Annotated in this window: 8 protein-coding genes and 1 pseudogene; 8 read left to right on the forward strand and 1 reads right to left on the reverse strand. The window is 52.3% G+C overall.

Annotated elements, in window-relative coordinates; translation table 11 throughout:
* The coding region (locus ACEW8P_RS01830) for an exo-alpha-sialidase (RefSeq protein ID WP_373511408.1) at nt 1-690 on the reverse strand (690 nt) is incomplete at its 3' end.
* 274 nt (nt 691-964) lie between these two features.
* Here ACEW8P_RS01830 and ACEW8P_RS01835 point away from each other — a divergent pair.
* The 8 genes and pseudogenes from ACEW8P_RS01835 to ACEW8P_RS01870 form a co-directional block, all read left to right on the forward strand.
* Nucleotides 965-1504: an RNA polymerase sigma factor gene (locus ACEW8P_RS01835; RefSeq protein ID WP_373511409.1), complete on the forward strand. Its 540-nt coding sequence runs from the start codon at nt 965-967 to the stop codon at nt 1502-1504.
* A gap of 296 nt (nt 1505-1800) precedes the next feature.
* Nucleotides 1801-5223 carry a SusC/RagA family TonB-linked outer membrane protein gene (locus tag ACEW8P_RS01840; protein ID WP_373511410.1) on the forward strand — a complete coding sequence of 1141 codons (3423 nt, stop codon included), beginning with the start codon at nt 1801-1803 and terminating at the stop codon, nt 5221-5223.
* 102 nt (nt 5224-5325) lie between these two features.
* A complete protein-coding gene (locus ACEW8P_RS01845; RefSeq protein ID WP_373511411.1) occupies nt 5326-6975 on the forward strand; it encodes a SusD/RagB family nutrient-binding outer membrane lipoprotein in 1650 nt (549 codons plus the stop codon).
* Nucleotides 6976-7036: 61 nt separating this feature from the next.
* A complete protein-coding gene (locus ACEW8P_RS01850) occupies nt 7037-8293 on the forward strand; it encodes a hypothetical protein (protein WP_373511412.1) in 1257 nt (418 codons plus the stop codon).
* Between the two features lie 141 nt (nt 8294-8434).
* Complete coding sequence (locus ACEW8P_RS01855) at nt 8435-9772, forward strand: PhoPQ-activated pathogenicity-related family protein (RefSeq protein ID WP_373511413.1); 1338 nt, start codon at nt 8435-8437, stop codon at nt 9770-9772.
* A 142-nt stretch (nt 9773-9914) separates the two neighbouring features.
* Nucleotides 9915-11246, forward strand: coding sequence for a fibronectin type III domain-containing protein (locus tag ACEW8P_RS01860; RefSeq protein WP_373511414.1), 1332 nt, complete (start codon nt 9915-9917; stop codon nt 11244-11246).
* Nucleotides 11247-11315: 69 nt separating this feature from the next.
* Nucleotides 11316-12182, forward strand: a pseudogene (locus ACEW8P_RS01865) (bile acid:sodium symporter family protein); the annotation flags it as partial.
* A gap of 54 nt (nt 12183-12236) precedes the next feature.
* Nucleotides 12237-13117, forward strand: an 881-nt coding sequence (locus tag ACEW8P_RS01870; protein ID WP_373511415.1) for a heparinase II/III family protein, incomplete at its 3' end; no start/stop codon positions are given.

The following is a 13117-nucleotide window of genomic DNA, read 5'->3' on the forward strand; positions in this document are numbered from 1 at the left end:
TGAAAAATTATAGCCATCGGAGTAAAGCGGCAGAACGATTTTCTGTTTGTCTAACAAAAGTGGTTTAATGCGCGTCATCCAGCCGATGCTGCGCTTTGTGGGGTCGGTGGCGGCTTCGGCGATCATCTGGTCGTAGCGTGGCGCGTACTCTGCCCAGCCGATGGGGTGTTTCGGCAGGGCGTTCAGCTTAGCCTCGACTTCCGTGGCGAAAGTACTGTCTGGTTTGAGTAAAATATTATCCTGCCAATTCCAGACGGGTGCGCCTTCGCCACTAAAATCTGTGGAGGTACGGAGCCGCAGGATGGATTGTTCCCAACGATTGGCCTGAACCGCAATCCAAACCATGAACAACTTCTTCTCGTGATTCAGGAAAAGTACGGGGTTGCAGTCGGGCAAGTGGGGCGTATCGGCCATCACGAAAGGCTTACTCCATTCTTTACCTCCCTTCTTCAATCGTGCGCCCATGATGCGCACATCGTCGGCGTTGCGTTCGCCGCTGCCCTGAAACCAGGCGGCTAGTTGATCACCGTTGGGTAGTTCCACTAAGCTGCTGCCGTGGGTGTGGTCCTTCTGAACCGGGAAAATTAAGTTTTCGGAAATTTTGGGAGTTGGCGTCAGCTCAGGTTGTCCCCGCGAGGCAGCGGTCGCGGTCAGAACTAGCAATAGTATAAGGTATAGTTGCTTTCGCATGAAGACATCTCGTTCGGTTCTGAATAATTACTTCTTCCTGGTTGGATTAGGCTATCTCCGAGATAATAAAATCATAATAAACAAGACCTGAAAATTACCCTGAGATTATGAATTGGAAGGTTTGCGCAAATCGAAGATAGATTGACGCAAAATGCGACGTATGCTACTTTGGAAACTGGTAAATTTAGGTTCCTAAACAATAAATGGTCGGATAGTACTATTTTACTAGCTATTTATTCCTGAAAACCTATCGTAAACATAACCTTTCTCTATCATGAATCAGCCCAACGTAGTCCTGCTTCGCCAAGTGATTGATGGCAATCGAAACGCTTTTGGCCAACTGTACCAGTTTTACCACAAGCCCGCTTTGCGGTTTTGTATCACGCTGCTCAAAGATGAGGCAGAAGCCGAAAATGTCCTGCACGAGGTTTTTCTGAAAATCTGGGAAAAACGGGCGCAAATCAACCCCGCCCTAAATTTTAACTCCTATTTATTCACTTGTCTGCGCAACTACGCTTTCGATCACTTCAAGCGGATGGAAAAAGACCGCAAGTTGCGGGAACAGTACTTGCTCCAAATGACTTTGGCCCAGCCCGAGCAAGCGGAGGAGAAAAACGAACAATTTCAACTGCTCGACGAGGTGATCGCCAATCTTTCCGAAAAGCGTAAGCAGGTACTGTTGCTCAACGTTTACGAAGGCAAGTCTTACCAGGAGATTGCCGACGTGATGCATATCTCTACGAACACGGTGAAAAACCAATTGGTAAAAGCCCGTCAGATATTGCGCGATCAGTTTTCGGTAACCTTCGCCTGATCCCCTCTCCATATATTTTACGAAAAGAAAACATTGCTCCAGTAGTCCGTTTGTTCGAGTGTCTAGTATTATGTGTAAATCAGCATGATACAGCGGATGCCGAATGAAAGATCGCGCTATTTGATAGAAAGGCTTATCAGCAATTCCCTGTCGGAAATAGAGCTGAATGAGCTTATCGTGGTTATTGGACGCAATGAAATGGCCTCTGAATATTCCGCTATTTTGGAAAAATACTTTTACGGCTTGCTTACTCAAAATCAAGAATAAATATTCACCACTTAACTAAATCTGCTGCTATGAAAACAGGATTACTTCTTCATTTGAGGGCTGGCTTTGCCACCGCCCTGATGCTCGCGCTGAGCGCGACAGTGGCTTTGGCCACTGCCGAACGTGGCCCGGCCGAACGCGGCCCGGCCGAACGCACCGTACGAGGCACAATCACTTCGCAAGCCGACGGCTCCACCCTCGCGGGAGTCAATATTGTTTTGAAAGGCACCCAAACGGGTACTTCTTCCGATGCTTCGGGTAGTTATTCGTTATCGGTTCCCGACAACGGGGCCACGCTGGTCTTCTCTTTTATTGGTTACGAATCGCAGGAGGTGGCGGTAGGGAGCCGCTCCGTGATCAACATCGCCTTGACCGAAAGCGCCGCGAACCTGCAAGAGGTCGTCGTGACGGCTTTGGGGCTTAGTCGCGATAAACGCTCGCTGGGTTATTCTGTAGGCCAGGTGGACGGCAAAGACTTAAGCCGCGTGGCGCAGGAGAACGTGCTCAATGGCTTGGCCGGAAAAGTGCCGGGCGTGACGATCAGTTCCACGGGCGGCGCGGGCTCGTCGGTGAGTATGGTCATTCGCGGGGCAACCTCGCTGAGCAACGACAATCAGCCGCTGTTCGTGGTAGATGGCGTGCCCATTGCCAATACCCTGAACAACATCAGCCAGGTAGGCCGCGACAACCGCGTGGACTACGGTAACGCCATCGCCGACCTGAATCCCAACGACATCGAGAGCGTCTCGATTCTGAAAGGTCCGAGCGCTGCTGCTCTGTACGGCTCACGGGCCGGTAATGGCGTAGTGCTGATTACCACCAAGAGCGGTTCGGGTGCCAAGAAAATGACGGTCAATATCACGTCGAATACCGTCTTCGACAAGCCGTTCAAATATTTGAAAATGCACTCGAAGTTCGCGACGGGCATTCTGCCCTTCACGCCCACCAATAACCCGTATCCGGGCGGGGTTCTTTATATTGATGAGGGTTCAGCCGGGGGCGTCGGCCCTGAACTGGATAAGGGCTACAAGGCGATTCAGTGGAATAGCCCGCTGGATGACAACGGCAAACCGATCCCGACCGAACTTGTTTCACATCCCAACAATGTGCGCAACTTCGTGCAGACGGGCATCACCACCACCAACGGCTTATCCATTGCTAACAACGGCGAAAAGGTCACGTACCGACTTTCGTATTCCAATATGCAGAACCGGGGGATTATTCCGAATTCCGATCTTTTCAAGAATAATTTGGGGCTCAATTCCACTTTGAAGATGAGCGACAAACTCAGCTTGAACACTGTGGTGAACCTGAGCCGCACCAACTCCAACAACCGTCCGGCGGGCAACCGGGGTAGTAATCCCATGCAGTGGGCCTACGCAGTTTCGCCGCACATCGACATCCGCGAACTGCGCAATTACTGGGTACCCGGACAAGAAGGCATCCAGCAGCGATCACAGGCACCCGGCGAATACAACAACCCTTACTTTCTGGCCTACGAGGTCAACAACGGTTTTGTGCGTGACCGCATTTATGGTAACGTCAAAGCCGACTACCAGATCACGCCGGAATTCAGCCTAATGGGACGCTTCTCACTCGATACCTACAACGAGCAGCGCGAAACCAAGATCGGCAACAGTTATACGCTCGAACCACGCGGTGCCTACGGAATCATCGACCTCCAGCAGTTTGAGCGCAATACCGACGTGCTGGCAACTTATGCCAAAGACCTGAACGATTTCAGCCTGTCGGTGTCGGGGGGAGGTAACATCCGCTACCAAACGAGTTCGAACGTAAGCACTGCGACCAGAGCCCGCACGGGGCTGGTCATTCCGGGGCTTTTCACCTTGGGAAATATCGCGCAGTCTGACCTGGATTTCAGCAGCTACCAGTCGCAACGCGCCATTTATAGCGTGTACGGATTGGCTAATTTTGGGTATAAAGACATGATTTATCTGGACGTGACCGCCCGGAACGACTGGTCGAGTACGCTGCCCAAAGCCAACCGCTCTTACTTCTATCCCTCGGCCTCGATGAGTATTCTGCTCAGCGAAATGCTGCCCTCTTCCAATACCCTCAACCTGCTAAAATTACGCGGCGGAATAGCGCAGGTGGGTAACGATACTCAGCCCTACGCGCTGCTGAATACGCTCGGAAATGCGGAAGCCTGGGGGGGCGTTACTCGACTTTCGAAGTCAGGAAATATTTTATTGCCTGACCTGAAGCCCGAGATTGCCACTTCTTATGAATTCGGCCTGGATGCAGCCATGTTCCGCAATCGGCTGCGCTTTGCGGCCACCTATTACATGGTAGAGAACCGCAACCAGATTATCCCCACGCTGCTGCCTCCTTCGTCCGGTTTCTCGACCAAGAACATCAACGCCGGATTGCTCGTCAGCAAGGGCATCGAGCTGTCTTTGGGCGGCACGCCCATCGAGAAGAACGGCTGGCGGTTAGACATCAATACCAACCTGACCCGCAATCGGACCCGGATCATCGAATTGGCCGACAACCTGCCCTTCTATACTTTATGGACTGATGCCAAGGGCGGGGCCTGGACCTACGTGGGCGACGAAATCGGCGACATTTACGACTCCGAACTTATTACCGTAAAAGACGCCAGCTCGCCCTACTTCGGCTGGCCGATTCTGGACGATGAAGGTTCCTGGCAGGATATCCGGTCTTCGAATACCCGCAATAAGATCGGAAACTTCAACCCTGATTTTATCCTGGGCGGTCAGGTTTCGCTTGCCTATAAGGCATTTAGCCTGAATATGTCGTTCGATTGGCGTAAGGGCGGCAACTTTGTGTCGCAGACCTACCGCTACGGCGAGTCGGATTTGCGGACGCAACGTTTCCTGGACAACCTGATCAACCCGAACGGCTTGTCGGGCGACGCGTTGGCCAACTACCTGAAAGAAAACCAGGACAAACTGATCAAAGTCACGGAAAACGCCAAGTACAATATCGTGGGCGGACCAACCGAAGAATACGGCGGCTTTCCGTTCAAGTACGGCGGCAATACCTACGCCTACGCGGTGTTCAATCCGGGCGTGATAGCGCAGTACAATTCCGAAGGCGAGATCGTGGGCTATACCGAAAACCTCGGCGGTCCCGGTACCAAGTACATTCCCTACGGCGACAACTACCCGTGGAGCTTTACCCGCGCGGCTACCTTCGACGCGGATTTTATAAAGCTGCGGGAAGTTTCGCTGGCCTACAACCTGCCCCCGGCTTTTACCAAAAAGTTGAAAATGCAAAATGCCAGTGTCTCGCTGTACAGCCGGAATATCATCCTCTGGACCAAAGCCAAAATCGGTATCGACCCCGAGATGGCTTTCCAGCAGGAATCAGGCGCGCAGGCCGGAACACAGTTCAAGCAAGGCATTGAGCGCTACAACGTGATCCCCTGGATGATGCCCATCGGCGTACGGCTTAATATGACATTTTAAATTATTGACGTTGGACATTGGACATTGGAATTTAGATTTCTTTTCAGTCCAAAAGCAAACTGGTCCAGCATTCAAAGCCCAACGTCCAAAATCCCATATGTTATGAAACCATTCAACAAAAAGTACCTCGTCTACCTCGTTGTGCTGACCTCGTTCTTCTCTTGCAAGGACTTGACGGAACTCAACGAAAACCCCAATGGCGTACAATCGGATCTGGTGAATCCTAACCTGATCCTGCCCACCGTGCTAACCGAAGCGGCCAAGGACTACCTCGACCTTGGTTACCAGAATATCGCGGGTGTAGTGCAGCACACCCAGAAGGATGCCTGGTCGGGTAGCCACAACGGCTACGACTGGTCGGATCAAAACTGGGGCGGTTACTATGGCGTCCTGCGTAATAATGATCTGCTGTACCAGCGCGCTGGTGAAACTAATTTTGAGTTTCACCAGGGGGTTGCGCTGGTGATGCGGGCCTTCGAGTTTGGTCTGATTACCGACCTTTGGGGCGATGCGCCCTACACCATTGCGCTCAAGGCGGAAGCAGGTGGGGCCGAGAACCTCACGCCGGCCTTCGATAGTCAGGAAACGATTTACCGGGGGATTTTGGCCGATTTGGAAAAGGCCAATACGATGCTTTCCAAACCAAAGGGAAGTTATTCGGAGCTTCCTAAATCGGGAGGGCTACCCGCCGACGTTTACTTCAATGGCGATCCGAAGGGTTGGCAGAAATTTGCCAATTCGCTGGCGCTGCGCTACTTTCTGCGCATCTCGGACAAACTACCTGACGTGGCGAAGGCAGGCATGACGAAGATAATTTCCGACCCGGCCAAGTATCCTATCATCACTAAAAATACCGAGGACGTCACGATGAGCTTCCCCGGCACGAGCGGGGCTACCTCCTGGCCCGCCAACACCGTCTATGACGCCAGCGGCAGCAACTATCGCCGCATCAAGATGGCCGCCACGCTGGTCGAGTCGCTGCAAGCCAAGAATGATCCGCGCCTGGGCATCTGGGCCAACAAGATCGAAGTACCCCTGGTGGTGGACGCCACGCTCCCCGCCGGAACCGATAAAATCGTGAACGGCAAGCGAATGCTCTCGCCCGACAAAGTTGGCAAGGAAATAATCGACACCGATCCCGAGTACGTCGGATTGCCCACCAGCTTTTCGGCTCTGCCCTCGGCTTACAATCTTAACCCCACGCCGGGACAGCTGTCGTTCAATCCGCACGTTTCATTCCTGAACGACCGCTACAAGGCTGCCACCGGCCCACTGTTGAAAGCACGGCTGATCTCGGCCGCCGAGGTGCATTTCATTCTGGCCGAAGCCGCGATGAAAGGGTGGATTACCGCCGATGCCAAAATGCACTACCAGATGGGTATCGAAAACTCCCTGAAAACCTGGACCGTCGGCGACAAGTACGCCACCTACATCGCGCAGAAAGATGTGGCTTACGATGGCACTTTAAAGCAAATCATGGAGCAGAAATGGATCGCCAGTTGGACGGCTGCCACCGAAGCCTGGTTCGATTTCCGCCGCACCGGGCTGCCCGCCCTGAAAGCCGGGCCCGTAGCCAAGCGAGAAGTGCTTCCCGTGCGTTTTTACTACGCCCAGGTCGAGCTAAACACGAACACGACCAACGCCGATGCCGCCCTTGGCAAACTGGAAGTAACAAAGTACTCCCAGGCCGATAATAAAAACAGTGCGTGGTCGAAACCGTGGCTGATTCAAGGCACGGGCAAACCCTGGTAATTCGATAGGTTAGTTTTTAAATGGGCGGGAGGTTTTCTCCTGCCCGTTTTTGTAAAAATTCATGCTAAAAAAACTCACTTTCTTACTCCTGCTGGTTTTCTCTGGAATCAGTGTCACCCACGCCCAAAGCTTCCGCGCGGGCGCGGCCAAGCGCATTATTACGCCCGATCCTCTGCTACCCGTTTCAGGCGGCATCGGTACGCCAAAGAAAACGGTGGAGAAGAACGGCGATTTGTTCGTTCGGGCGATGGTGTTGGAAAAAGGAGAAACGCGCGTGGCTTTCGTAAGCATCGACAATCTTGGTTGGCCTTCCGTTTTGGGTGATAAATCGCGGGCGCTGGTGAAGGGCGTAAAGCCGGAGAATATCCTCATCGCCGCCACGCACACGCATTCTGCGCCAGACGCCTACGGCTTTCCGAATGAGAAAGGCGAGTCTATCGCCGACATGAAGTACCTGGATTGGTGTGTTCAACAAATCGCCGATGCGATCAACGAAGCCGTTCAGAAATTGGAACCCGCCTCTTTGAAAGTGACTACGGGGGAAGCCGAGGGTAAAATTGCCTACAACTACTACGCGCCCCGGCTCTACGATCCGCGTTGCGGAGTTATTCAGGCTACAAGTACCCGCAGTGGGAAAACTATCGCGACGCTCGTCAACTATGCCGTGCATCCCGAAGTACTGGGCTCGGAACAAGGCATTCTCAGCCCGGATTTGTGCGGCCCACTTTATGACCGCGTCGAGGCAAAAGCGGGCGGTATAGCCCTGTTTATGAACGGGGCGCAGGGAGGCATGGTCACCGCCGACGTGCGATTGGACAATGACAAGGAGGCCAATACCTGGGAGGAGTGCCATCGCATTGGCGAACTACTAGCCGACGAGGCACTGCGGATTGTTTCTGACGCTCCTGTTCTCGAAAATCCAAACCTCTACTGCACCTCCCGCCGCGTCGAGTTTCCCATCGAGTCGGACATGATGAAGTTTATTTTGACAAAATCGCCTCTAAACTACCATTTTGAAAAGAAAGATACGGTTAGCGCCCAGGTAAATCTTGTCAATATTGGTCCGGCTCAGATCCTGACCATTCCGGGCGAAGCTTTGCCCAACATTGGCTACTACGTGAAGCGTAAAATGCCGACCAAACACGCTTTTCTGTTTGGGCTAACCAACGACGCCTTTGGCTACATGCTCACTAAGGTCGATTTTAATAGTTTTGAGCGGTACAATTACGTAAGCCGCACCAGTTTGGGAGAAATGACCGGGGAGATTTACATGGAAAATGCCTTGAAGTTGGTAGCGGAGAGTCCAAAACCGGAGTAGTACTTAGGTAGTCGGGCTTCGGCTACGCTCAGCCTGACAAGTGTACGCTCAGCCTGACAAGTGTACGCTCAGCCTGACAAGTGTACGCTCAGCCTGACAAGCTTACGGGCATTTATTTTTAAAATTAGCGAAATTGTTTTTATGAAAAAGATTACCACCGCATTACTCTTCATTTTCTGCCTGCCCGTCTTAGCGCAGGAAAACATCACACCGTCAACCGCACTGGATGCCTACCTCAAAAACGGCGATAAATCCTACGCATGGTCGGTGCGGGACTCTTTCCAGATAGCCACGGTGAAGGGCTATAACCTTTATCTTACTTCCCAGAAATGGCATCAATACACTTGGCGGCATCAGTTGACGGTGCTGGTACCTTCCGAAGTCGAACATGATGGTGCCTTGTTGTTCATCACGGGTGGCTCCAACAAAGATGAGGTACCTAATTGGAAGAAAAACGACGACGGAACAATCATCAGTATTGGGAAAATAGCCATCGAGAACAAGGCGATTACTGCCGTGCTGTGGCAAACGCCCAACCAACCGCTCTTCGATGGCCGCAAGGAAGATGAGATCATTTCCTACACGCTCCATCAGTTCAAACAAGATGGCGACTACTCCTGGCCGTTGCTGTTTCCAATGGTCAAAAGTGCGGTGCGGAGTATGGACGCCATTCAAGATTTTGCCAAAAACACTTTGAAAAAGCCCGTCGAGCGCTTCGTGGTGTCGGGTGCTTCCAAGCGCGGCTGGACTACCTGGCTGACTGGCTCACAGGACAAGCGCGTAGCGGCTATCGGGCCGATGGTAATAGACATGCTGAACATGGCAGTCAACATCAACTACCACCTCACGGCCTGGGGCGACTACAGCGTCGAGATTCAGGACTACGTGGATTTGGGCATTCCCCAAAGTATGGAGAGTGAAGAGGGCCGCGCCCTGGCTACTATGATCGATCCCTATTCTTATCGCAAGATGCTCACGATGCCGAAGATGATTTTCATCGGCACCAACGACCCCTACTGGCCTGCAGATGCCATTAAGAACTACTACGACAGCATTCCTGGCAAGAATTTAATTAACTACACACCCAATGCGGGCCATGATCTGGGCGGCGGAAAACAGGCGCTCAAAAGTCTGAGCGCGTTTTTCGGAACTACCCTGCAAAACAAACCTTACCCTGAATGCAGTTGGGCGTTTTCAAAAAAAGGCAATGACATTGCCCTCCAAATAAAAGCCAGCCCCGACCCATTGCTTGACGCGATCGTCTGGTCGGCAGATTCGCCAGATCGAGATTTTCGAGACAATGAGTTCACCAGTTCCAGCCTGGGAATCACGCATAATCAAAATGTCTTGGCTACCATTCCCTTGCCTAAAACTGGCTTCAAGGCTTTTTATGTCGATTTGAAATACCAATCGCCCAACGGCGGCAGCTACACGGTAAGTACCCGGATGTTCGTAAGCGATGCCTCGGGCGTATTGTAGAGACGCGATTTATCGCGTCTAGCGGCGAATGGGCAAAGCAGCAAAGGCACAAAGGCACAAAGGCACAAAGCGACAAAGTAATCTTGCGCCCGGCCAAACAATCGCACAGGCAGCCTCGTAAACTCTAAACAACTAAACCATTTTGCTAAAAACACTCCTGCCCCTCCTCCTTCTCGCCATCAACGTCAGCGGCCAATCGCCCCGCGCCACGGCGTTAGCCCAGCGGCTGGCCCTTGACGCTAAAATCGACCAAAAGCTCCTCTTCCCTACCGCCGTACCCGATCGGGTGATTATGAACCTGACCGAAATGCCCGAAACTTCCGTGGCAATCAACTGGCGCACCGACCTCACGCAGAAACTAGGAGAGGTGCAATGGGCGATGGCAACGGACGGGCCGGAGTTCTTGCAAAAGGTCAATAAAATTGCGGCTACCACCGAATTTCTTTCGGTTGAGAATGGTGAGGCAAAGATCGAAGCCAACTACCATTCGGCCCGAATAGTGGGCTTAGAGCCAGAGCAAACGTACGTTTACCAGGTAGGCTTCGGCGATCATTGGAGTGAATGGCATCAGTTCAAAATGCCCGCCTCCGGGAAGGCGTTGTCGTTCGTGTATTTTGGCGACGCCCAAAACGATGTGAAATCCATGTGGTCGCGGGTGGTGCGGGAATCTTACAAGAAAATGCCGCAGGTAGATTTCATGCTCCACGCAGGCGACCTCATCAACCGTTCCAATGCGGACATCGAGTGGGGTGAGTGGTTTTACGCCGGGTCGTTCATCCATGCCACCGTTCCCAGCCTGATGACGCCCGGTAATCACGAATACGCCAGTGGCGTGATTCTATCGCCGCAGTGGAAAAAGCAGTTTAATCTGCCCACTAACGGCCCGAAGGGTCTGGAAGAAACCTGTTACCAGATCAATTATAAAGATTTAAAGGTAGTTTCATTGGACGCCGAGCAGATCGACGAGTCCAGGCATTTCGCCGCGCAGCAAGCCGCCTGGCTGGATTCCATCCTGACCGACGACCCGCGTCCCTGGACAGTCGTGACGCTGCACTACCCGTTTTACTCCACCAAACCCAACCGCGACAACCCCAGGCTTCGCGCGCAGTTTAAGCCCATCATCGACAAGCACCGCGTGGACTTAGTACTTCAAGGCCACGACCACGCCTACGGGCGCGGCAGCGTCGCCAACGCGCCGCTTTCCACGAGCAGCCGTAAGACTTCTTCCGCAACGGTCTATGTCGTGTCGGTTTCCGGGCCGAAGATGTACGATATTTCCAATGATCCCTGGATGGATCGCCGCGCCAGCAATACGCAACTGTTTCAGCTTATTTCGCTGGAAGGAAAGGAGTTGCTGTACCAGGCATTCACCGCCACAGGCGAGTTGTACGATTCTTTTCTTTTAGAAAAAGGAAAAGACGGTACGAATAAGTTGACGAATAAGATTCCAGCGAAGGCAGAGCGGGTGAAGTGATTCCTGAGCAAATAGCCCCCAATCCCCTGATTCCAGTATTTCTCGAAGGACACCCATCCCAAACCCTCGACCATGCAATCCAACATCCTGACCGAAGTCTTCCTGCCGCTTGCCCTGGCGATCATTATGCTCGGCATGGGGCTGTCGCTGGTAGTCGATGATTTCAAGCGCATTCTTTTTTATCCCAAAGCTATTTCCGTCGGGATACTCAATCAAATTGTCTTGCTGCCGTTGGCCGCTTTTGCGGTGATTGCCTTACTCGGAATCGAAGCAGAGTTGGCGGTAGGTTTGGTCATTTTGTCGGCTTGTCCCGGTGGACCTACTTCCAATCTGATTTCACACCTTGCCAAAGGCGATACGGCCTTGTCTATTTCCCTGACGGTCTTGTCCAGTCTGATCACCGTATTCACAATTCCGTTTTTGGTCAACTACGCCATCGTTGAATTCATACCCGGCGGTGAGCAGCAGCCTTTGCCGGTTTTCAAGACGATTATCTCGGTACTGCTTATTACGCTGATTCCAGTAGCCATCGGGATGCTGATTCGGAAACGCAAACCAAACCTTGCCCAAAAACTTGACCGCCCGGTGAAAATACTTTCGGCGGTTTTTCTTTTCGTTATCATCGCGGGAGCTCTATTTAAGGAAAAAGAAAACATGGTTGGCTTTTTTCAACTGATTGGTCCCGCCGCTTTGCTTCTCAACCTGCTCACGATGGCCGTTGGCTTCGGTACTTCGCGCCTAACCAACCATAGCCTCAAACAGAGCCTGACGATCGCCATTGAGGCAGGCATTCAAAACGGTACCTTGGGCATCGCCATTGCAACTACCCTGCTGAACAACGCCGCCATGTCTATCCCGGCGGCTATTTACAGTCTGCTGATGTTTGTGACCTCCGCTGGAATCATCTGGTGGGGGAACAGGGCGATTTCGGATTAGCAATTTGTATTGAAAGGGGAGAAAATGCGAAGTGCTTTCTTTGTTTTGATAACTATGAAAGCCAACCTACCTACCAATTATTTGCTGCGTTGCTGGAAGAACTATATTACTCTGCTTCTTGCCACCTGCTTCGCCCACCAACTTTTTGCCAAAGTACCTTCGCAAAGTACCCCTATCGAAGACGAAACTACCCTCTTGCTCTCCCGGCTAAACCTGGATACTCCCGGCCTGGAAAAAGTCAGGGCGGCAGCCAATGAACCAACCAATGCGGCAGCCGAACTACTAGCGTACTACCGCAACCGTACGCACGTCAAACATCTGGTTGAACGCAAAACTACCTCTGGAACTTCGGACCAGATAGCTACAAAAAAAGACATTCAGGTCGCCAACGACGCCCTCAAACATATATTCGTAGGGCAACCTGCCTACCCATCACACTTTTGTGGGGAAGATATCGACTGGTCGACCAACCCCTATCCCGACAAAGAATGGGTGTGGCAGTTGAATCGTATGAGTTTTTGGGAAGCGATGGCACAGGCGTACCGACAGACTGGGGACGAGAAATACGCCAAAGAATGGGGGAAACAATTGGTAGATTGGACCAGGAAGAATCCGCGTGACGCGGATCATGCCTACGCCTGGCGATCTATTGAAGCGGGCATCCGTGGGTATCGCTGGACTAAGCTTTTCCAGTACTTCGTAGATTCACCCGGCTTCACGCCCGAGGTGCTCGTGGCCTATCTCAATAGCTGCTATGAGCACGCAAACTACCTGATGACCAAGTACTCCAAAGGCAGCAATTGGGCCTTGATGGAAGCCGAAGGAATGGCCTTCATCGCGATGACTTTCCCGGAATTCAGGCAAGCCAATGCTTGGAACGAGGAGGCTGTTTCGCGGTTGAATCGAGAGATTACCAATCAAGTCTACACCGATGG

The organism is Persicitalea sp. (assembly GCF_041751555.1).
Classification (GTDB): Bacteria; Bacteroidota; Bacteroidia; order Cytophagales; family Spirosomataceae; genus Persicitalea.